Annotated in this window: 21 protein-coding genes; 9 read left to right on the forward strand and 12 right to left on the reverse strand. The window is 49.0% G+C overall.

Annotation, left to right across the window (positions count from 1 at the left end):
- The 6 genes from ABO04_RS03100 (at position 1) to ABO04_RS03125 (ending at position 4,560) form a co-directional block, all read left to right on the forward strand.
- A complete protein-coding gene (locus tag ABO04_RS03100; protein WP_160809214.1) occupies positions 1-681 on the forward strand; it encodes an alpha/beta hydrolase in 681 nt (226 codons plus the stop codon).
- A 27-nt stretch (positions 682-708) separates the two neighbouring features.
- Positions 709-1,398 (forward strand): VIT family protein, encoded by a 690-nt coding sequence (locus ABO04_RS03105; RefSeq protein ID WP_160809216.1) that lies wholly within the window; start codon positions 709-711, stop codon positions 1,396-1,398.
- A gap of 152 nt (positions 1,399-1,550) precedes the next feature.
- On the forward strand, positions 1,551-2,003 hold the full coding sequence (locus tag ABO04_RS03110) for a histidine phosphatase family protein (protein ID WP_160809218.1): 453 nt from the start codon (positions 1,551-1,553) through the stop codon (positions 2,001-2,003).
- Positions 2,004-2,126: 123 nt separating this feature from the next.
- Positions 2,127-3,077 (forward strand): polysaccharide deacetylase family protein, encoded by a 951-nt coding sequence (locus ABO04_RS03115; RefSeq protein ID WP_160809220.1) that lies wholly within the window; start codon positions 2,127-2,129, stop codon positions 3,075-3,077.
- Between the two features lie 457 nt (positions 3,078-3,534).
- The gene (locus tag ABO04_RS03120; RefSeq protein WP_160809222.1) at positions 3,535-4,089 is read left to right on the forward strand and encodes an NAD(P)H-dependent oxidoreductase; all 555 of its coding nucleotides are present in this window, start codon (positions 3,535-3,537) and stop codon (positions 4,087-4,089) included.
- A gap of 204 nt (positions 4,090-4,293) precedes the next feature.
- Positions 4,294-4,560: a hypothetical protein gene (locus ABO04_RS03125; protein WP_160809224.1), complete on the forward strand. Its 267-nt coding sequence runs from the start codon at positions 4,294-4,296 to the stop codon at positions 4,558-4,560.
- Positions 4,561-4,647: 87 nt separating this feature from the next.
- On the opposite strand, the gene ppx is transcribed toward ABO04_RS03125, so the two are convergent.
- The 3 genes from ppx to rpiA all read right to left on the reverse strand — a co-directional run bounded on the left by ppx (position 4,648) and on the right by rpiA (position 7,661).
- Positions 4,648-6,186, reverse strand: coding sequence for an exopolyphosphatase (ppx, locus tag ABO04_RS03130; protein WP_160809226.1), 1,539 nt, complete (start codon positions 6,184-6,186; stop codon positions 4,648-4,650).
- Positions 6,187-6,211: 25 nt separating this feature from the next.
- On the reverse strand, positions 6,212-6,919 hold the full coding sequence (phoU, locus tag ABO04_RS03135) for a phosphate signaling complex protein PhoU (protein ID WP_160809228.1): 708 nt from the start codon (positions 6,917-6,919) through the stop codon (positions 6,212-6,214).
- Between the two features lie 82 nt (positions 6,920-7,001).
- Positions 7,002-7,661 (reverse strand): ribose-5-phosphate isomerase RpiA, encoded by a 660-nt coding sequence (rpiA, locus tag ABO04_RS03140; protein ID WP_164504239.1) that lies wholly within the window; start codon positions 7,659-7,661, stop codon positions 7,002-7,004.
- 169 nt (positions 7,662-7,830) lie between these two features.
- Between rpiA and mutL the strand changes: the two genes are divergently transcribed.
- The 3 genes from mutL (at position 7,831) to xerC (ending at position 11,579) form a co-directional block, all read left to right on the forward strand.
- Positions 7,831-9,657, forward strand: a complete 1,827-nt coding sequence (gene mutL, locus ABO04_RS03145) for a DNA mismatch repair endonuclease MutL (RefSeq protein WP_160809229.1) — start codon at positions 7,831-7,833, stop codon at positions 9,655-9,657.
- Between the two features lie 277 nt (positions 9,658-9,934).
- On the forward strand, positions 9,935-10,636 hold the full coding sequence (locus ABO04_RS03150) for a DUF484 family protein (RefSeq protein WP_160809231.1): 702 nt from the start codon (positions 9,935-9,937) through the stop codon (positions 10,634-10,636).
- Positions 10,620-11,579 (forward strand): tyrosine recombinase XerC, encoded by a 960-nt coding sequence (gene xerC, locus ABO04_RS03155; protein ID WP_160809233.1) that lies wholly within the window; start codon positions 10,620-10,622, stop codon positions 11,577-11,579. The genes ABO04_RS03150 and xerC overlap by 17 nt, the downstream gene beginning before the upstream one ends.
- A 43-nt stretch (positions 11,580-11,622) precedes the next feature.
- Here xerC and ABO04_RS03160 read toward each other — a convergent pair whose 3' ends face one another.
- From ABO04_RS03160 to hpnH, 9 genes are all read right to left on the reverse strand, one after another.
- On the reverse strand, positions 11,623-12,525 hold the full coding sequence (locus ABO04_RS03160; RefSeq protein ID WP_164504240.1) for a prephenate dehydrogenase/arogenate dehydrogenase family protein: 903 nt from the start codon (positions 12,523-12,525) through the stop codon (positions 11,623-11,625).
- Between the two features lie 17 nt (positions 12,526-12,542).
- Positions 12,543-13,667: a histidinol-phosphate transaminase gene (gene hisC / locus ABO04_RS03165; protein ID WP_160809235.1), complete on the reverse strand. Its 1,125-nt coding sequence runs from the start codon at positions 13,665-13,667 to the stop codon at positions 12,543-12,545.
- Positions 13,668-13,710: 43 nt separating this feature from the next.
- Entirely contained in the window at positions 13,711-14,769 is a 1,059-nt protein-coding gene (pheA, locus tag ABO04_RS03170; protein WP_160809237.1) for a prephenate dehydratase, read from the reverse strand.
- Positions 14,770-14,808: 39 nt separating this feature from the next.
- Positions 14,809-16,026 carry a 3-phosphoglycerate dehydrogenase family protein gene (locus ABO04_RS03175; RefSeq protein WP_160809239.1) on the reverse strand — a complete coding sequence of 406 codons (1,218 nt, stop codon included), beginning with the start codon at positions 16,024-16,026 and terminating at the stop codon, positions 14,809-14,811.
- Positions 16,019-17,125, reverse strand: a complete 1,107-nt coding sequence (serC, locus tag ABO04_RS03180) for a 3-phosphoserine/phosphohydroxythreonine transaminase (RefSeq protein WP_160809240.1) — start codon at positions 17,123-17,125, stop codon at positions 16,019-16,021. Before serC ends, ABO04_RS03175 begins: the two co-directional genes overlap by 8 nt.
- Positions 17,126-17,142: 17 nt before the next feature.
- Complete coding sequence (gene gyrA / locus ABO04_RS03185; RefSeq protein WP_160809242.1) at positions 17,143-19,689, reverse strand: DNA gyrase subunit A; 2,547 nt, start codon at positions 19,687-19,689, stop codon at positions 17,143-17,145.
- Between the two features lie 69 nt (positions 19,690-19,758).
- Positions 19,759-20,358, reverse strand: coding sequence for an ABC transporter substrate-binding protein (locus ABO04_RS03190; RefSeq protein ID WP_240141396.1), 600 nt, complete (start codon positions 20,356-20,358; stop codon positions 19,759-19,761).
- Positions 20,359-20,368: 10 nt separating this feature from the next.
- Complete coding sequence (locus ABO04_RS03195) at positions 20,369-21,502, reverse strand: glycosyltransferase (RefSeq protein WP_160809243.1); 1,134 nt, start codon at positions 21,500-21,502, stop codon at positions 20,369-20,371.
- A gap of 48 nt (positions 21,503-21,550) precedes the next feature.
- Positions 21,551-22,714, reverse strand: a complete 1,164-nt coding sequence (gene hpnH, locus ABO04_RS03200; RefSeq protein WP_160809244.1) for an adenosyl-hopene transferase HpnH — start codon at positions 22,712-22,714, stop codon at positions 21,551-21,553.
- Positions 22,715-22,776 lie beyond the last annotated feature (62 nt).

The following is a 22,776-nucleotide window of genomic DNA, read 5'->3' on the forward strand; positions in this document are numbered from 1 at the left end:
ATGTCTAATAACCCGCTTCAGCTTTCCGCAATCGATATTGCAACCGGACCGAATCCCTTATATACCATCCTGTGGATGCACGGATTGGGAGCAGATGGCAATGATTTCGTCCCTATTGTACAAACACTTGATTTGCCAGCAACCCCGATCCGTTTTTTATTTCCTCATGCCCCTTTGCAGTCTGTTACCATCCATGGTGGCCATACAATGAGAGCATGGTATGACATTCAACACACTGATTTTATTATGCAGGAAGATAAAGTCGGATTACACAGATCACGTCGCGCAATCGTAGCATTGATCGAACACGAAAACCAGAGAGGTATTCCGTCTAATCGCATCATCCTCGCCGGATTTTCACAGGGTGCTGCCATGGCGCTGCATATTGGACTGCGCCATCCTGACAAACTGGCTGGCATTCTAGCCCTGTCCGGATATCTTCCTCTTGCTGATAAGATCAGACAAGAAGCACATGCGGCCAACCAGGCAACGCCCATATTAATGGCTCATGGTAATTATGATTCTGTCGTCCCCGCTGAATTAGCCCGATCTTCGCTACAGTTACTGCGCAATTACCATTACTCTGTTACCTGGTACGAATATCCGATGGCGCACACTGTATGTGACCAGGAGCTGGTTGACATTTCCCGCTGGTTAGCAAATATTCTAAAGGAAACATAAGTTTCCAGATCATCAAGACAGATATCCATGACGTATGACAACACCCACTACTCGCATCGAACTGGCTGGCTACGGGCAGCAGTACTAGGTGCTAATGATGGTATCGTTTCCATCGCCAGCTTGATTATTGGGGTAGCGTCTGCGCATTCAGGAGTTGAAGATATCCTGCTGGCAGGTGTGGCCGGCCTTGTCGCTGGCGCCATGTCCATGGCCGCGGGAGAATACGTTTCTGTAAGCTCGCAGGCGGATACGGAAGAAGCAGATATCGCGCTTGAACAGTTCCATCTTGTTCGGGATATCCATTACGAAACCCGGGAACTGACAGATATCTACATTGGAAGAGGTGTTGAGCCCGGACTGGCTCTGGAAGTAGCTAAACAGCTGATGGCGCATGATGCTTTGGGCGCTCACCTCAGAGATGAATTGGGTTTGCATGAACGCATTCATGCAAAACCTGTCCAGGCAGCCCTCACTTCGGCAGGCATGTTTACTCTTGGAGCATCCATGCCACTTCTGGCGACCATTACCGTGCCTGCATCACAAATCATCCCTGTCGTAACAGCCACCTCCCTTTTTTCCCTCGCTGCCCTGGGTACACTGGCGGCTTATCTTGGAAGAGCAAGTATATTGAAAGGAGCTGCGCGCGTGGTTTTCTGGGGTGTGCTTGCCATGGGGTTTACCGCACTGACCGGTACACTTTTTGAAATGCTAATCTGAAGGCTGTCAAGGCGCCTCTGCAAAATAGTTCACGTTGTTATGCTCATGTTTTTCAGAGGTTCCTTAAATAATACCACCTTTTTATATCTATTTTTCTAACCGTTTCGGGTCTACCCTATCCGGGAGCCGATCATTCAAAAAGGAGCATAACCTTGGATCTGATTTTATGGCGTCATGCCGAAGCAGAAGATGGTATTCCAGATGCAACACGCGAGTTGACTGAAAAAGGTTTGAAACAGGCACAAAAAATGGCCAAGTGGCTGAAAACCAAATTGCCGCAAGATACTCATATCATAGTCAGCCCGACCAGACGTACTCAGCAAACTGCTTCGGCACTGACTACCCGTTTTGAAACCAGTGATCAGGTAGGAACAGACACCACCCCACACAGAATACTTAATGCAATTGCCTGGCCGGAAACAGACGGTACCGTACTGGTGGTGGGGCATCAACCTACCCTGGGAAGAATCGCCTCTCTCCTGTTAAAAGGAGAAGAAACTGATTTCTCCGTACGAAAAGGCTCTGTCTGGTGGTTCAGCTGTAAACAAAGAAATGAGCGAGAAAGTATTATCCTACGCGCAGTAATAACGCCCGAAATACTGTAAATTTCTTAACTGACATGGAAAATAACAGCTAACCCCGATCTGGTAACACAAAAGTACCCGTATCCTTGCTTACCTTGAGATTCCTCATCTAAAGGATTGGATCAAAATATAAGCACACCTCCTATGAAAATACTGCCCTCCCTGTTTTCTCCCGCAGGCCAAAATGCAAGATTATCCATTGTCATCCATCATCGTGTTTTACCGGAACCGGATCTGTTGACAGGAGAAGGAGGAGTCACACAGTTCGAAAAAGGATTGGGTTATCTGACCAACAATTTCAACATCCTGCCTTTATCCGAGGCAGTAAACAGATTAGGCAACGGTACGTTGCCTGCTCGTGCCGCTTGTATCACATTTGACGATGGCTACGCAGATAATGCTGAAGTAGCACTCCCACTCCTGCAAAAGTATGGCGTAACCGCAACCTTTTTCATTGCTTCCGGCTTTCTGGATGGAGGACGAATGTGGAACGATACCGTTATCGAATCAGTGCGCTTCGCCAGAGGAGACAAACTTGATCTGAGCATGATCGATCTGGGTACTCACGCAATTGCCACGCTTGAGCAAAAGCAGGAAACGCTAACCTTCCTGATCAACAAACTGAAATACTTACCCCACGAAACAAGGGCTTCTCAGGTAGAGAAACTCAGCGCCATCATCTCTGCCGAACTGCCAGACAATCTCATGATGACTTCAGTGCAAGTCAGACAGCTACACGACGCAGGAATGGAAATAGGGGGCCACACCGTCACCCATCCGATACTTGCAAGCATCGATGATGCGACTGCACGTATGGAGATAACAGAAGGAAAGGCAAGGCTTGAAGCAATTACCGGTGCACAGGTACGTCTGTTCGCCTACCCGAATGGCAAGCCGGGCAAAGACTATCTGCCTGCACATGTAAAAATGATCAAGGACGCCGGATTTGAGGCTGCCGTCTCAACCGCATGGGGTGCTGCCCGACAAAATAGCGATATGTTCCAGCTGCCACGCTTCACTCCTTGGGATAACAGTGAACTGTTTTATGTACTACGCATGATGCGCAATATGAAACAAGCAATTCAGGTTGTGTAGTACAAGCCGGAAATATAACGAAAAAGCCTGTACGGGAACCTGTACAGGCTCAAGGAAAGACCATATCAATAGGTCTTAGGGTTTTGCGGTGAAGAAAATTTTGCGTAAAAATCACTGTATACGGCGCAACATCCACAAATCAGTACCACAACAAAATTTGCTTAATAAGTTGTCTGTGAAGAAGAAATCCCGGACGAGGTAAGGTAGGTAGATCGCCCGGGATGGGATGTGGAGGAAATAAAGTTACTTCGACCTTGAGAGAGAAAACATAATAATGAGAAGCAATCTCATTATTATGTTAGTGATGCGCGCAATGGAAGTCAAGCGCTTTATGCAAACTTATTGTGAATTTTTTTATTGGTACGGCAATCTGTAGTGACGTAGTATATTTACCTCTATAAGTATTTAAAGAATTTGCAAGTATTTATATGTTTTCTATCTACAGGAGGAAGTCGCAATGAGTCAATATCAGATTGCTGTTGTGGTTGGAAGCCTTCGCAGAGAATCATTCAATCGAAAACTGGCTGACGCATTGATAAAACTTGGTCCGCCGAAATTCGCATTCAAGCACCTGACCATAGGCGACTTGCCACTCTACAACCAGGATGATGATGACCATCCAGCCGATTCTGTAAGGCGGCTCAAGCGCGAGATTGCGGAGTCACAGGGATTGATATTTGTAACACCAGAATATAACCGTTCAATGCCTGGCGTACTCAAAAATGCGCTTGACCAAGCATCCCGTCCCTACGGACAGAATGCTTGGGCAGGCAAGCCTGCCGGTGTCATAGGTGCTTCCATTGGTTCGATCGGTACGGCTATCTCGCAACAGCATCTGCGTATCTCTCTTGCTTATCTCGATGTTCCGACACTTTGTCAACCGGAAGCGTTTATCCACGTAACAGAAGACTTGTTTGACGAGGCCGGAAACATTGGAAATGAGCGTAGCAAGAAATTCCTGCAAGGCTGGATGGACCGGTATGTCGAGTGGACAAGAAAACATGTTGCCTGAAGTAAAAAGAGAGTGGAGAACTTAAGACATAATTAAGTATTGAGTCCACAGAATATTCCTGTCGGATGGCCAACAGGCATGTTGAAGAAAGTATGTGTTCCAGCCTAGTGGAAGGCTTGATCCACATCGGGTTGGAGAAATAACTGTCTGGCGTATCCTGGACGGTAACGATCTCAAGCTCCACTAGGTGCATTATTACCTGCAATGACACGGCTCGGATTTCCAGCGCAAGATACCAAGGCACGGGTTTACTGCGATGTAAATCTATATACCGTGCAGGTGCTGGCACCAAACTCACCGCCCGTGTCCGCAAGCATGCGACTACGAGCACGCTCGCCATGGCGCATTGTCTATCATCGCTGCGTGCTGGATCTGCACAGCGGGCGACACATCATCTCAACGTCGAGCAATCGCTATCGCAGCGTCAAACTCATACGCTGCCGCGTCAGCCTGCAATCCCTCTCTCTCTGAGATAAACTGGGCTTGGTATCAAGGCGTAATTCTGACTGATTACCGCCATTGGCTATTGGAAAAATACAGGATTATTTGGATCAATCTTCAGGCTGCGCCAGGTCGGATATGACAATCGTCCACTCGATTCCCAATACGAAAATCGACATCTACTTTTTCCCAGGCGCTAATTTCATTATTCAGCAGCGTGTCGGTCAGTGGATTGCATTCCAGCCAGGCCGGTGGAATGCATAGTGTGCAGCGCCCGCCGTCCATGGACAATGTCATGTCTGGCAACTCAATATACGTGCGGCTACGGTAAAAAATTGCAGCGATACGCAGAGCAATTGAACGGGCGAGGTTAATGGGTTGGCCAAGAAAATCCCGAGTTTTGGCAAGCGAGCCACGATGCGAGAGTACCAACTGGCCTAACTGGAATTGTTCTATTCTGGAAAAACCGGGCATATCGGCATTATCGAGAATATAGGCAGAATGTTTGTGGTAACCCGTATGGGCTACCGAAATACCGATTTCATGCAAACGTGCCGCCCAGGCAAGCAGTTTCAGTGCATTTTCAACTTTTTCCTGATCGATGTAATCTTCTGCCAGGAGCTGCCTGCCAAACAAGACCGCAAGCGATTCAATTCGGGCTGCCTGTTGTGGTTCTACCTGATAGCGTTGCATGAATTCCTGTACAGAGACCTCACGCATATCTTCTTTGTGAAAGCGTCCCAGCATATCGTAAAGCACTCCCTGGCGCAGTGCGCCGCTGGTGATTTCCATGCGCTCAATCTTCAATTCTGTAAAAACAGCATTCATGATGGCAAATCCACCCGCGATAATCACCTTGCGATCGGGATTCAATCCAGGGATTGCCAGTTTTCTGAGATCGCCTGTTTTAAGCAGGAATTCCCGCAGTTTTTCCAGACCTGCAAGCGTGATGATTTCTGCCTCATCGCTATTGTTATAGCCATTCAGTGTGAGAATATGGGCCAGTGCACGCGCAGTGCCGGAAGAACCGTAAGCCTTTTGCCAGCGTGATGGAGAAAAACCGGCCGCAACAGCCTGTATTTCAGAACGTGCCGCCAGTTCTGCATGTTTCAATGACGATTTGGTGATCTTTCCATCCGGAAAAAAAATCTGACTGTGGCTGATGCAGCCGATGGAAAGACTTTCCAGTTTGCTGGATTTCAGCTGGCTGCCAATGATTAACTCGGTAGAACCACCACCGATATCGACGACGAGCAAAGTATCATTGGAAGGCGGCAGGCTGTGCGCCACTCCAAGAAAAATCAACCGGGCTTCTTCGTATCCTGCAATGATTTCAATCGGAAAACCCAGCGCATCTTCAGCTTTCTGCAGAAAATCTGTTGCATTTCTGGCAACACGCAGCGTGTTTGTTCCCACCACCCTGACCGCACGATACGGCAATCCCCGTAAACGTTCGCCAAACCGCTTCAGACAGGCCAGTGCACGGTGTTGCGATGCCTCATCCAGCATCTGATCTTCGGATAATCCCGCTGCAAGCTGTACCATTTCTTTCAGGCTATCCAACAGATAGAGCTGTTTTCCTTCCGTCCGGGCCACCTGCAGATGAAAGCTGTTGGAACCCAGATCAACCGCAGCAAGTGTTGAATATTCGTGCATGATACGTGGCCTGATTCCAGGCGGTTTATTTACTGACTTCTCGTTCGATTTCATCTGCCGATACATGGCGGACATCTTTGCCTTTAACCAGATAGACAATATATTCCGACATGTTTTTGGCATGATCGCCTATGCGTTCGACTGCTTTAGCAGCAAACAGGATCTCGATCGAAGTAGAAATTTTACGGGGATCTTCCATCATAAACGTTACCAAATGCCGGATAATCGACCGAAATTCCTCATCCACTTGTTCATCCTGGCGCACGATTTCCGCCGATGCATTCGGATCCAGCCTGGCAAAAGCATCCAGCGCCTTGCGCAACATATCGATGGCAATAGCAGCAATGTGCCGTATTTCGACGAAACGAGGCATGTGCATACGATCTGCGGCGTAAATCAATTTTGCCATACGGGCGATTTTGGTTGCCTCGTCACCAATCCTCTCCAGATCGGTAATAGTATTGATTACAGTCATAATCATGCGCAAATCAATCGCTGTGGGTTGCCTGCGCACGATAACCTGGGAGCAGAGTTCGTCGATTTTTACTTCCATGGCATTGACGCGATGATCGTTGTCGATAATCTGTTCGATCATGTGCTCATTGCCATCAGTCAATGCCTCGACTGCATTCTTGATCTGCTCTTCGACAAACCCTCCCATCTGTAATACATATGTGCGGATTTCTTCGAGATCAGCGTCAAATTTTTTTGAGACATGTTCCTTGTTAACCATGTTATGCATCCTGTAGAGAGATAATCACGTCATTTTATGCCAGTAATATGACGACCCAAGACAGGCAGGGAAATGTCTGTAGCTATACCGTCAGGGTTTCCACTCCCTGATCAGTACCCAGCAACAGCACATCAGCGCTTCGTCTGGCAAACAGGCCGTTTGTCACCACCCCTGTAATCTGGTTGAGCATGGTTTCCAGTTCAACCGGGTTCATGATATTTAGATTATGTATATCTAGAATCACGTTACCATTGTCAGTGATGAAATCCTGGCGCCAGGCCGGTTGTCCGCCTAATAATGCAATTTCCCGCGCAACATGACTGCGTGCCATCGGAATGACTTCCACCGGAAGAGGAAATTTCCCCAGTACCTTAACCAGCTTGCTCTGATCAGCAATACAAATGAATTTACGCGCAACCGCCGCGATAATTTTTTCACGCGTCAGCGCACCGCCACCGCCTTTTATCATGTGCATATTCCGGGTGATTTCATCCGCACCATCAATATATACCGGGATATCGGCAACGGAATTGAGGCTCAGAACCTCAATTCCATGCTGCTTCAGACGGTTTGCAGTCGCCTCGGAACTTGCCACGGCTCCTTCGATCTTGTGTTTAATTCTGGCCAGTTCGTCAATAAAGAGATTGGCGGTGGATCCTGTCCCGATGCCGATGATTTCACCTACCGGCACATACTGCAGGGCTGCTTGTGCTACTGCCCGTTTCTGCTCGTCTTGTGTCATGATGATTATTAATAATTGGTTCTTGAAATACTGTCGTGACTGGGAAGGATGCGGAGCACTCGTGCCTTCCTCGCCCATTTGACATTAAGCGTACCATAACTTGGTGACGGTATAATCACCGATTCAATCAGTTTCGCTGCATATTTTTCCATCTCGATTCCAGCTCCAAATGTGTTCAATCAAATTACTTCCCGATAAGTTGATCAGTCAGATAGCGGCAGGAGAAGTCATCGAGCGCCCAGCTTCAGTGCTGAAAGAGCTGCTGGAAAACGCCATTGATGCCGGTGCAACTGAAATCGCAGTCAATATCGCGCAGGGTGGGTTGAAACTGATCCGTGTAACAGATAATGGCACAGGTATTCCTGTAGAGGAATTGCCACTCGCCCTCACGCGCCATGCAACCAGTAAGATTACCAGTCAGGAAGATCTATACAGAATCACCAGCCTGGGGTTCCGGGGGGAAGGACTGGCCAGCATTGCGTCAGTTTCATATCTGTTACTCATCAGCTGCGCGTCAGGCGAAAAACATGGCTGGGAGATACGCAGCGAAGATACACGGTCAATATCACCGGAACCTTCACCTCACATGACAGGCACTACAGTTGAGGTCCGGGATTTATTTTTCAATCTGCCTGCCCGCCGCAAATTTCTTAAAACGGAATCTACAGAATTTGCGCATTGTGAAGAGATTTTTCGGCGCATGGCACTTTCCCATGCCGATATTACCTTCACGCTGCGGCACAACGGCAATCTGCGCGGTCACTGGCAGGCTGCAAGAGAGGCAGCAGAGCGCATCAGCGGCATACTGGGCAAGGAATTCGCGGAATCGGCTACCTGGATCGACGAGCACTCTGCTGGTATCAGCTTGCGGGGGATGCTGGCATTACCCGCATACTCACGCGCTACCCGTGACACGCAGTATTTTTTTGTCAATGGGCGATTCGTGCGGGACAAACTGATTACCCATGCCCTGCGTGAAGCCTACCGCGATGTGCTGCACCTCGACCGTCATGCAGCTTTTGTATTATACCTGGCGATTGATCCGGAACAGGTAGATGTGAATGTACACCCGACCAAAATCGAAATCCGATTTCGGGAAGCGCGGGCCATTCACCAGTTCATTTACCATGGTGTCAGCAAGGCATTGTCCTCACCCCGCTCGAGTACGGAAACACTATCACCTGCCATGGCTGCGCTGTCGGGCGCACACGCATCCGCTGACAAGACGCACACAGACTTCATTCCTGCTGCACCAGTGTTGAACTATCCCAGGCAAACACGCTTGCCGTCGGAAATGATTGCCCAGCCTTTCAGTTTTTATCAGCTTTTATCCGCCAACGAATCCGGTACCGTTGCCATGCAAGATTCACCTCGGCAAACCAAGGAGAAGGCAGGTAGCGAGAATCCGGCCATACCCCCGCTAGGCTTTGCACTGGGGCAGCTCCTTGGTGTTTACATACTGGCGCAAAACCAAAAAGGATTGGTGATTGTAGACATGCACGCCGCGCACGAACGTATTGTCTACGAACAACTGAAATCACAGCTGGATCAGCAGGCGTTGTCCACGCAGCGACTGCTGATCCCGGTTACATTTCATGCGGATAGTCTCGATATCGCGACGGTTGAAGAAAATCAATTCCTGTTGCAGCAACTGGGTTTTGAAATAACCACACTGTCGGCTGCCACGCTTGCTGTACGCGCAATACCAGCGATGTTGCAAAGTGCCGACGCAGAAAAGCTGATGTGTGATCTGCTGGATGAAATCAGGAATGGAGATCCCGGCCAGCTGCTCACAGCCCGTCGAAATGAATTATTGGCAACCATGGCCTGCCACGGTGCCGTTCGTGCCAACCGTCTGCTGACATTGCCGGAAATGAATGAACTGCTGCGTAAAATGGAAGTGACCGAGCGTTCGGATCAATGCAACCATGGCCGGCCTACCTGGTTTGAAATCAGTCTGGCCGAACTGGATAAAATGTTCATGCGCGGAAAATAGCGGTCGATTCAACAAAATCAGCCAGCAATGCAATGGACGAGGTAGTTGTTTTCGCTGTCATTGTTTCTGGGTTGCTTCGGCGTACCGCTACGCCTGCCCATACAGCAGACAAGCAGGCAGGGTCAACGATGCAGTTCGTACCTCACCGTCACCGTATCCTACTGCAGGATTCATCTTGCGATGGGGATAAAATTACAGAACAGCCAGATGCCTGATGCCTACTAACACCTCTCCGTGGTAAGATATTTGCCCTGTCATAATGAAATGTACGCTGCTCATGACCACACCCGAGGAAGTTGCCCAATACCTGCAGGACCACCCACAGTTTTTTGAGGAGAATTCTGACCTGGTGGAATCCCTCCGTTTCCCGCACCCATATCAGGGACGCGCAATTTCAATCAATGAACGACAGGTGGAGATGCTACGTGAGAAAAACAGGCTTTTGCAGCGCAGACTACAGGAGCTGGTAGATGTTGGCGAAAGAAATGATGTCATTGGCAATAAAATACATCGCCTGACAGTTGCACTGTTGGGTTTCGATTCACTGACCGAAATGCTGCACGGGCTGCAATACCATTTATGTGAAGATTTTTCCATTCCATACGTCGCGTTGCGTTTGTGGCAAACTGATGAACCGGGTGGCCAGGTGGATCTCCCCTCCCCTGAATTCGATCAGACCAGCAACAACATCCGTATCCTCGCACAGGAAATGCTGCACCCCTACTGCGGGCCAGAGGTGGACGATGAAATCAGGCAATGGTTTGAAGTGGATGCAGAGTACCTGCAATCCTTTGCTGTTATTCCCTTGAAGCAACAATCCAATCTCGGCTTGTTAGTGATCGCCAGCCCGGAAGTGGAACGTTTTTTCCCTGACATGGGCACGCTTTATCTGGAACGCCTGGGAGATATGGTCAGCAGTTCAATTACACGACTGATGCAGCAGACGCCCGGAGCAACCCCGCGTGAATCCACTTCATGACGCACAGAATTTTCCTGTCTTGCCGCCACTGCTTGACAAATATCTGACTTATCTGGCCAGTACGCGCAGTCTTTCCGTTCAAACACAGCATAATTACCGACGTGATCTGATAGCGCTGGTACGCTGTATTGCAGCCCGGCATGAAAACGGAAACGCAGTTTCCGATGCGTCACTCACCCAATTGCATGCGCATGATATCCGCCATTTTATTGCACGTTTACATAGTGGTGGCCTTTCCGGCAGGAGCTTGGCACGTATGCTATCCGCCTGGCGTGGATTTTATCGTTACCTGATCTGCCATCATCATCACGCCGTGAACCCTTGTTTGGATGTACGTGTACCTAAATCGCCGCATACACTACCGCATGCACTTTCACCCGATGAAGCCGCGCAACTGCTGGCATTCAACCCTTCCGGTGATGCACTGGCAACACGCGATCTCGCCATGTTCGAACTATTCTATTCGTCCGGATTGCGTCTGGCCGAGTTGACGCGACTTCAACCGGCCGATGTCGATTTCACCGAAGGCACGGTGCGTGTCACGGGAAAAGGCGATAAAACCCGTATCGTGCCGGTTGGCGAGCTGGCGCTCCGCGCATTGCAAGCTTGGCTACCACTGCGCAGCGCATGGCTGATGCCAGATGAGACCGCGCTATTTTTATCACAACGCGGCCAGCGTATTCATCCGCGCACCATTGCAATCCGCTTGCATCAACGAGCGCTATTACAGAACCTCGATGAACGGGTACACCCACACGCCCTGCGTCATTCATTCGCTTCCCATCTGCTGCAATCCAGCGGAGATTTACGCGCGGTTCAGGAAATGCTCGGGCACAGCAGCATCCGCAGTACACAGGTTTACACCCATCTGGATTTTCAACATCTGGCAAGAATCTATGATCAGGCACATCCCCGTGCCAGGAAAAAGCCAAACACAGATTAGATGCTGCCGGGAAATCTGCGCCTACAAATAATAAACTGGATAATCAGGATTCGTTTCTGAGAACCGTCCAGTTTTTACGGATAATACGCGCTGCCGAAAATAATTTTTCCAGAGCTTCGCTGTCACGATTGACCAGCATTTGCCGCAACCTGGACAGCTCCAATTGATAGGCTTCCATTTGTGCGAGCAGCGTTGTGCGGTTATCCATGCAGATATCCCGCCACATTTCCGGGGAACTGGCAGTGATACGTGTCATATCGTTCAGGCTGCTGCCTGCAAGGTGTAAAAGCTCCAGTGGATCGCCTTCATCCAAGGTAAAACTCTGGGTGCGGATGTGTTGCATCAGTGAAAACGCCAGCATGTGTGGAAGATGGCTGATAGCAGCGAGTATCTGGTCATGCCGTTCCGGCGACATAAACGAAACCCGCCCCCCACAGCATTGCCAGAGGGTGGCAACGCGATCAATAGCCTGTTGATCATTCTCCTGCAACGGTGTCAGAACTACAGGTTTATCCTGAAAGAGATCAGGAAAAGCAGCGTCCGCACCGCTGAATTCGGTTCCGGCAATCGGATGAGCAGGAACAAAGCGGCTGATATGTTGACCCAGATAAGCGTGGGCTGCATGCACCACATTCTGCTTGGTACTGCCAACATCCGAAATGACAGTCCCCGTTTCCAGATAAGATGCCATTTGCTGCATGACATGGGCAGTCTGCTTGACGGGAATTGCGAGCAGCACAAAATCCGCGCCGGATAATGCGGCAGCAAAATCACTTGTCTGCTCATCGATGATGCCCCGTTCAAGGGCACACTGCATGTTTTCAGGACTGCGCCCGATTCCGGTGACATGCTCAACCAGGCCAGCCCGGCGCAACGCCTGCGCAAACGAACCGCCAATCAGCCCCACACCGATAATAACCAGTTTTGAAATGCAGGATGAAACCATGAACGATGTACTGTCTATTAACCCGCTGGATTTTCTTTCAGCGCCTGTTCCAATGCGTACAGGAATCGCTTGTTTTCTTCCTCGATTCCGATAGTCACCCGCAAATGATTGGGCATACCGTAATTCCCCAGTGGACGCACAATGACACCTTGCTGCAACAGACTCTTGTAGATCTGTAGGGTATCAGCCTGATGACCGTCAATCTGGATACTGACAAAATTTCCAAAAGAGGGGATATACCCAATACCCAGTTGATCCAGACCGGCAATCATCCGTTGCATGCCAGTCCGGTTCGTCATATAGGACAGTTTGACAAACTCGACATCGTCGAGCGCGGCCTGGGCAGCTGCCAGACCAATGCTGTTGACATTGAAAGGCTGACGGATGCGATTCATCAGATTGGCAATATCGGCATGCGCCAGCGCAAAACCGACACGTACACTGGCCAGACCATAAGCCTTGGAAAAGGTGTGTGTGATGACCAGATTCTGAAAATTTTTCAACCACGCAATGCTGTTGGTTTTGTTTGCTTCTGGTAGATACTCATCATAAGCCTGATCCAGGATAACAAGAACATCCTGCGGAACATTTTCCACAAAACGCAACAGATCTCTAGCATCGCACAGGGTACCAGTCGGGTTATTGGGATTCGCAATGAATATGATGCGCGTTTCCGGCGTAACAGCATCCAGCATAGCTTCCAGATCATGGCCATAATTTCTTGCAGGGACGGAAATACCCCTAGCGCCAACTGCCTGAGCCAGCAGCGGATAAATAGCAAATGCATACTGGGAATAAATCGCGCTGGTACCGGGGCGCAGAAAAATACGGGAAGCAAGCTCAAGTACATCATTAGAGCCATTACCCAGTACAATTTGCTCAGCCGATACGCCCAAACGCTCGGACAAAGCTGCTTTCAGTTCAAAGCCACTGCCATCCGGATAGCGGGAAGATTCATTGAGCGCCTGAATCATTGCTTCTCTTGCCAATGGGCTGGTTCCCAGCGGATTTTCATTGGAAGCCAGCTTGATTACTTCGTCTTTATCCAACCCCAGATCCCTGACCAGTTCCGATATTGGTTTGCCTGGTTGATAAGGCTGGATTGCCCTGATGTATTCTGGTGCCAGTTCAAAAAGATTCATAACATTTGGGAATCAATAGTCTTTTGTTCAGGAATTTATCAACTTATGCTGCTGGATAAGAGCCGAAAACCTTCAGAAAGGTTGCATTGTCACGCAATGCCTGAAGCGCCCTGGCGACATTTTCATCTTCCTGATGCCCCTCGATATCTGTAAAGAAAACATATTCCCACAAACTTGCGCGCGAAGGACGCGACTCCAAGCGTGTCATACTGACACGATGGTGTGCAAATGGCGCCAGAAGCTCATGAACTGCGCCCGGCCGGTTATTGGTAGCCATAGCAAGCGAGGTCTTATCTTTTCCAGACGGCGCAACTGCCTGCATGCCTACCACCAGAAATCGCGTCGTGTTATTCGGGTTATCTTCAATATTGGCAGCGCAGATTTTCAACCCGAATACTTCAGCAGCTTTTTTTCCGGCAATCGCGGCGACCCTGCTGTCCGCGGCAGCCTGACGGGCAGCATCTGCATTGCTGGCGGCATTGATACGATCAACTGCAGTCATATTTTCGTTGAGCCATGCCTGACATTGTGCGAATGACTGTGGATGTGAATAGATTTTTTGAATAGCAGCCAAATCAGCATGCTGTGCCATCAAACACTGATGGACGGGCAGTTGAAGCTCGCCGCATATCTTCAGAGGTGTCTGCAATAACAGATCCATGGTTCTGCCGACTGCACCCTCAGTCGAGTTTTCGACTGGCACAACGCCATAATCAGCAGTGCCGGATTCAACTTTGCGAAAAATATCGTCAATCGAGCTACAGGGAATCGAGGTAACCGCACCGCCAAAACGTTTGGCAACTGCTTCCTCCGAAAATGTGCCCTGCGGTCCAAGGTAGGCTACAGTCAAAGGTTCTTCCAGGGCACGACAAAATGATATAACTTCAGTGAATAAGTGCACGACGTGCTCGTCTCGCAATGGCCCGGAATTCGCTTGCAGCAAGCGGGAAAATATTTGCGATTCACGTTCAGGACGATAGGCGGTTCCGGATTTCTGCCGGCCAATCTGCTGCGCAAGCCTTGCACGTGTATTAATCAATCGAAGCAATTCATCATCGATTGCATCGATTTCATTGCGCAGTCGTTTTAGCTGTTCCGTCATCAATAGGGATTTAACAAGATTGCGGATGAATTTTCCGTTCTACACCCGCTCAGGCTCGGAAGGAATTGAAACGGGCAGATAGCGAACCATCAATACACCCGTAATCCGGGTAATTGCATCAATGATTTCCGGCGGAACCGCTCTGTCGGTATCAACCAGTGTATAAGCCATTTCTCCACGGGATTTATTGATCATATTATGGATATTCAAGCCGATATCCGCCATGCGAGTTGATATCTGTCCCAGCAGATTGGGGACATTGGCATTCGCTACCGCAACCCGGAACTGCGTTCCGCGTTCCATAACAACATCCGGAAAATTGACGGTATAACTAATATTGCCGTGAGCAACATAATCCATGATCTGATCAGCGATCATCATGGCACAGTTTTCTTCCGCTTCGCGTGTGGAAGCACCAAGGTGGGGCAAAGTAATAATAGCCGGATGCTGTTTCAGCTTCTGGTCAGGAAAATCGCACACATAATTTTTGATAGTGCCACTTTTGATACCAGCCAGTACAGCATCCTCATCGACGACAGCATTACGCGAAAAGTTGAGCAAAATTGTATTTTTTTGCATACGAGAGATCAGTGCATCGTTGATCAGATAGCGAGTGGAATCGTTGAGTGGCACATGTAACGAAATAAACTGACTGTGGCGTATCAGATCCTCAATCTGGTTTGCTTTCTGTACTTCTGCGGGCAAACTCCATGCAGAGTCAATAGTAATTTTCGGATCATACCCGAGTACTTTCATTCCAAGTTTGATTGCAACATCGGCCACCTGTCGTCCGATCTTGCCCAGACCGATGATACCCAGCGTCCGCCCCGGCAACTCTAGGCCGGAAAATTGTTTCTTGCCTGCTTCGACCTGAAGATTGAAAGATTGATCATCTCCTTCCAGAGTTTCGACGAAGCGTAAAGCCGGTATCAGATTACGCGACGCCATCAACATGCCTGCCAATACCAGCTCTCTGACTGCATTGGCATTCGCGCCAGGTGTATTGAAAACCGGAATTCCGCGTGCGCTCATCTGATTGACAGGAATATTATTGGTTCCGGCGCCAGCACGACCAATTGCAATCACCCTGCCAGGTATTTCCATATCATGCATGTTATGGGAACGCACCAGTATCACATCTGGATCGGAAATATCGCTACCAATCTGAAAAAGATTCGCAGGTAAACGCTTGAGCCCGACCGAAGCAATCGGGTTCAGCGTAAGAACGCTGCATATTCTTTGGGTGTCATCAGGCATGATTTTTCTCAAATTCCCGCATACAGGTCACCAATGTCTGCACTCCCTCCAATGACATGGCGTTATAGATCGAGGCACGCATACCGCCGACCGACCGGTGCCCTTTCAACTGAATCAGGCCATGTGCCTGTGCCTGCTTCAGGAATGCGTCATCAAGGCCTGGTTTACTCAACGTAAACGGAACATTCATCCTGGACCGATCCGCCGGATTAACCGGACAGTGGTAAAAACTGCTGGTATCAATCAGATCATAGATCAGCTTGGCTTTGGCAATGTTACGCTGCTCAATCACAGCTAACCCACCTTGTTTTTTCAGCCACTCCATGACGAGCCCCATGATGTAAATGGCATAAGTAGGCGGTGTATTGTACATTGAAACATTGTCTGCATGCGTTTTATAGCGGTACATGGTGGGTGTCCCGGCAAGTGGTGCAATATCCAGCAGATCCTCCCGGATAATCACCACTACCAGTCCGGCAGGGCCGACATTTTTTTGTGCTCCGGCATAAATCAATCCGAATTTGCTGACATCAAAAGGACGTGACAGGAAATTGGATGACATATCGGCAACCAGTGGAATATTGTCATGATTACCAGGCGCCGCAGATAAATCAGGCGTCCACTGAAATTCGACACCACCGATGGTTTCATTGGGGGTGTAATGCACATAGACTGTATCAGGTGAAATACGCCATTGCTCCAATGGAGGAGCGGCGTTGAACCCTTCGTTTTCCGATGAGGCTGCAATATGGACAGAACCGTAATTTCTGGCTTCACTGATAGCCTTTGCTGACCATTGACCCGTATTAACATAATCAGCCTTGCCCTTCTTGCCAAGCAGGTTCATCGGCACCATGGCAAACTGACTGGATGCCCCACCTTGAAGAAAAAGTACTTTGTAATTAGCAGGAATATTTGCCAGCTCACGCAAGGCAGACTCGGCCTTGTCCGCAATGGACGTGAATTCTTTCCCGCGATGGCTCATTTCCATGACTGACATACCACTGCCGTGCCAGTCCAGCATTTCCTCGCGAGCCTGCTGCAATACCTCCTCCGGCAAAACAGCTGGTCCTGCACTGAAATTGTATATTTTTCTCATTGTTTCACCGGGTTGGGTTAATTCTCATCCGTTTCAACGATTCTTTCCAGTCCAGCCAGTTTTTCACCGGCATCCAGATTGATCAGCGTAACCCCCTGAGTCGCCCGGCCCATCTCACGAATTTCACTGACACGCGTACGAATCATGACACCTCCCGTAGTAATCAACATGATTTCATCATTGGGTTCAACCAGTTGCGCAGCAACGACCTTACCATTACGTACATTAGTTTTGATCGCGATCATACCCTGAGTCCCGCGGTTATGGCGGGTATATTCGGTAATGGAAGTACGTTTTCCGTACCCATTCTCGGTTGCGGTCAACACCGCCATATTTTCACTATCTGCAACCAGTAACGAGATGACTTTCTGTTCTGCTCCGAGCCTCATGCCCCTAACCCCACGCGCAGTACGCCCGGTCGGACGTACATCGTTTTCATCGAAACGCATCGCCTTGCCCGCATCAGAAAACAGCATCACATCATGCTTGCCTTCGGTCAGCGCAACACCGATCAGATAGTCCCCTTCATCCAGGGCAATCGCAATGATCCCATTGGTCCGTGGCCGGGAAAACTCTGATAACGGTGTCTTTTTGACTGTACCACCAGCAGTTGCCATAAACACGTAACGCGTATCATCGAACGATTTGACAGGCAGAATAGCATTGATCTTTTCATTCTTTTCTAACGGAACAAGATTATTAATGGGTCTGCCACGTGATGTACGACTCCCCTGCGGGACGTTGTACACCTTAATCCAGTACACACGCCCAAGGCTGGAAAAACACAGGATGAAATCATGGGTATTGGCGATAAACAGGTTATCGATGAAATCATCCTCACGCGTAGTAATCGCCTGCTTGCCGCGTCCTCCGCGTTTCTGAGCGCGATAATCATCCAGTAGCTGGGATTTGATATAGCCCGCATGCGATAAAGTCACCACCATATCAGCGGGTGTGATTAGATCTTCCGTATTTAAATCCTGCGCATCAATCACGACTTCACTACGCCTGGGATCGCCGAATTGCCCTTTGATAGCCGTCAATTCTTCAATGATGATGGCGGTAATCCGCTCTGGATTTGCCAGTATGTCGAGAAGGTCGCGAATCTTCTCCAGTATCTCTTTATACTCGGAGACAATTTTTTCCTGTTCCAGTCCGGTAAGACGATGCAATCTGAGATCGAGAATCGCCTGAGCTTGCGCATCAGACAAACGATATCCCTGATCTGACATCCCGAACCCGGCAGCCAATGTCTCAGGGCGAAATGCAGCAGCATCAATCATTGCGCGACGGAGCATTTCTTCAACCAGAGAGGATCGCCATGTTCTGGCCATCAAGCCTTTTTTAGCCTCAGCTGGGGTTGAGGCCGCCTTGATCAAGGCGATAATCTCATCAACATTGGATAATGCAACTGCCAATCCTTCCAGCAAGTGGCCGCGCTCCCGTGCTTTCCTGAGCTCAAACACGGTGCGCCGTGTCACAACTTCGCGGCGATGACGCAGGAAATAATCCAACATCTGCTTCAAGTTGAGCAAACGTGGCTGCCCATCAACCAGCGCCACCATGTTTATGCCGAATGTATCCTGCATCTGCGTCTCTTTATACAGATTATTCAGGACAACCTCGGGCACTTCTCCGCGCTTGAGTTCAATGGCCACGCGCATCCCGGATTTATCCGATTCATCACGTAAATCGGAAATGCCTTCTATCCTTTTATCTCTGACCAGTTCCCCAATACGTATCAGCAGATTGGCTTTGTTCACCTGATAGGGCAATTCATCAATAATGATGCTGTGACGATTTCCTTTGTCGAGTTCTTCAAAATGCGTCCGGGCACGCATGATGACGCGTCCTCTTCCAGTCTGGTATCCATCCCTAATACCGGATATCCCATAAATAATACCGGCCGTTGGAAAATCGGGGGCCGGAATACAGGCCATCAAACCGGCAATATCAATTTCAGGATCAGCCAGTAACAACAGGCAAGCATCAATCACCTCACCCATATTATGAGGAGGAATGTTGGTTGCCATGCCTACCGCGATACCGGATGAACCGTTGATCAGCAAATTAGGTATTTTTGCCGGCAGAATCAGCGGTTCCTGTTCAGAGCCATCATAATTGAGACCGAAATCAACAGTACTTTTGTCAAGATCGGCCAGTAATTCATGTGCGATGCGTGACATTCTGATTTCGGTATAACGCATGGCGGCTGCATTATCACCATCAATCGAGCCAAAATTACCCTGTCCGTCGACCAGCATATAACGCAGGGAAAAAGGCTGTGCCATGCGCACGATCGTGTCATAGACAGCGGTATCACCATGCGGGTGATATTTACCAATCACATCACCGACAATACGTGCGGATTTTTTATAGGGTCGATTCCAGTCATTGGACAGCTCATGCATAGCGTACAGTACACGCCGGTGCACCGGCTTCAATCCATCACGCACATCAGGCAAAGCTCGGCCCACGATCACGCTCATCGCATAGTCGAGATAAGAACGCTTCATCTCATCCTCAAGACTGACCGGCAATGTTTCCTTGGCGAATTGTTCCATGTATAAACTACTTTAGCGGTGAAATGTTCAGGTTATGTCCCCGTGGACAAAAACAATTGCATACAAAAATTACAGATGGCTCTGCTTGATACGTGCTGTTTTTTGTTCCAGCATGTCTACCAAGGCAGCAATACCATCCTTTTGCAGCACGGCATTGTATTCAGCTCGTTTCAACGCCAGATCACTGACCCCATCGACTACAATATTGATAATGCGCCAGCTTTCACCAGTCCTGTTCATCACATAATCAAAATTAACAGGATCGCCATCAGCACGAATAAGCTGGCTGCGAATCAGCATCCGCCCTCGTGGGAGTTGCACCCGCTCAACAATTTTGAATTGTTCTCCATTATATTGGTCAAAGCGATCTGCGTAGGTCGCAATACTGTTCGCCTGAAATGCCTGTGTGATAGCCTGCTGCTGATTGGAATCGAGTTTTGCCCAGTGCGTCCCCAGCACGGAACGGACAATCATCGCCAGATCATGCGTCTGTTGAATGATGGGAGCAAGGAGTTTCAGACGACCGCTATAACCGATTTCATGGCCTTGCTGCATCGCCTGGATCAGGCCGTCCTGAAGAACACTCACCACTTGTTCCGCATCATCACTTTCAGGTGGTTCTGCGCGCAACCCGGCAACTGTCATCAACATGACAACTACCAATAGCATCCCTATCCTGTTAGTTGTGTTCAGAAGCTTCATAACGTCTATTTTTCCAGTGAGCCCGTGTTCCGCACCAGTATCTGAGTGCAGATGTCCATGTCATCAGCAGGTATAGCGTACCAATCACAGGTAATGCCACGCCCCAAAATGGCGAACTCTGATAAAACCTGAGCACGGATGTATAAACAATAAGCATGGCCAGCCAGGCAAAAGCACTACTAATCACAAAAACTGTATCCGTATAAATTATTGCGAACAATGGTGCGCACCAGAACATGCTGATCATGAACAACGTACACAGAAACAGCAGCAACATCGAATAATGCAGTTGTGTGAACGCAGTACGAGCAACAGTGTTCCAGATAGCAGCAAGACTGTCATACCCCCGGTGACTTTGCACGGCATGACTCAGTCCGATCCAGGTTTTGAAACCAGCCTGTTTAACCCGGGCTGCCAGTGTGCAATCATCAATCAGCGCATCGCGAATACTGGCAAAAGCATCAACAGACTTCAACACGCGAGTTTTGACCAAAATGCATCCACCCGCTGCGGCAGCCACACGAGATTTTGGTTCATTGGATAGCTTAAACGGGTATAGCAGCTTGAAGAAAAATATAAATGCCGGCACCAGCAGACGTTCTAAGAAACGCTGAACAGGCAATTTTGCCATGATCGATACCAGCGATAAATTCTCCTGGTATGCCTTGTTCAACAAAGCTTCCAGAATGCCGGGCGACAGGCTAATATCCGCATCCAGCAGCAAAGTGTAACGAGTACGTACCTGTTGCAACCCCTGATCCAAGGCCCACAGCTTTCCACTCCAGCCTTTAGGTGGATTTGTCCCAGAAATAATTTCCACCCCTGGCCTCTCTGCCAGAACCGCAGTACGATCCTCCGATTGATCATCAATTACGATGATCCGCACATCCCCGCCTTGCATCTGAAGGCAGTTCAGAGTCCGATCAATAAACTGCGCCTCATTGCGCGCAGGAATCAGAACTGTAACATCCCTTAAAAACTGCCTTGTCTCCTCCGTATCCACCGAAGGTTCCAGCTGCTCCCGAACATTCCATGCCTGCCACGGAGCCAACAGGATAGCCCACCAGCACAGCGTGCCCACCAAGGTCATATACACCATCAATGTAATCATGACTTCCGACAAGCAGGAATATGAACTTTTTCAGACCAGAGAAAATATTTATTTATCCGGGCCGGATGAATGATCCTGTACCGATGAAGCGGTCTTATGTTCAACGATTACCGATACAGGAAAGGGTTTTCGCTTATCTGCATTGTGCTGTGACCCATTGTTTGTTTGCAGTGGATCTAATGCCATAGGACCTTCTACACGCGGACCACGCATACTGACCTGTAATGCTTTAAGCGGATGAGCAAAAGTATCGTTGATAGCAGTAGGCTCAAATCCGCAATGCGCCATACAATTCGCACATTTTGGATTATTACCGACACCATAACGATCCCAGTCGGTCTCTTCCATCAGCTCCCGAAAGCTCGTTGCATAACCTTCATCCACCAGCAGATAACAGGGGCGTTGCCAGCCAAATAAATTACGCGTGGGATTTCCCCACGGCGTACATTGGTAGCTTTGATTGCCTGCGAGAAAATCCAGGTACAAGCTGGAATGATTGAATCTCCAAGGGGTTTTACTCTTCTTTCCAATCTGGAAAATTGAACGAAACAGTCGTTTGCTTACCGATCTTTGCAGGAATACATCCTGCCGGGGCGCGTGTTCATAGCTGAATCCAGGTGATACATTGATGCCCTCAACACCAAGTTCGGTCGCGGTATCGAAAAATGCGGCTACTTCTTCTGCCGTTTCATTCTGAAACAAGGTGCAGTTAACAGTTACCCTGAAACCTCGCTGCAATGCCTGTTTAATCACCGGAATAACTTTGTCATACACTCCCTCTCGGCATACCGACGTATCATGGCGTTCCCGGTTACCGTCAAGATGAATGGAAAATGTCAGATATGGAGAAGGCTGGTAGTCATCCATACGGACATCTAACAATAGCGCATTGGTGCACAGATACACAAATTTTTTGCGCTGAATGATACCGCGTATGATTTGTGGCATTTCCTTGTGGATAAGTGGCTCCCCCCCCGCAATGGAGACAACTGGCGCTCCACATTCATCCACAGCATACAGACATTCATCCACGCTCAAACGGCGACGCAACGTTTCATCCGGATAATCAATCTTGCCGCAACCCGCACAGGCCAGATTACATTGAAATAACGGCTCAAGCATCAGCACCAGAGGATAGCGCTTATTACCCCGGAGCTTTTGTTTCAATATATAACTACCCACTCGGTATTGCTGTAAAAGAGGAACGCTCATTGTTAAATTTTCTCCATTTTTATACCAGCCAATATCCTGACTTTCGCCCGGCTCAAGAAACT

This window comes from Nitrosomonas sp. HPC101 (assembly GCF_009833125.1).
Classification (GTDB): domain Bacteria; phylum Pseudomonadota; class Gammaproteobacteria; order Burkholderiales; family Nitrosomonadaceae; genus Nitrosomonas.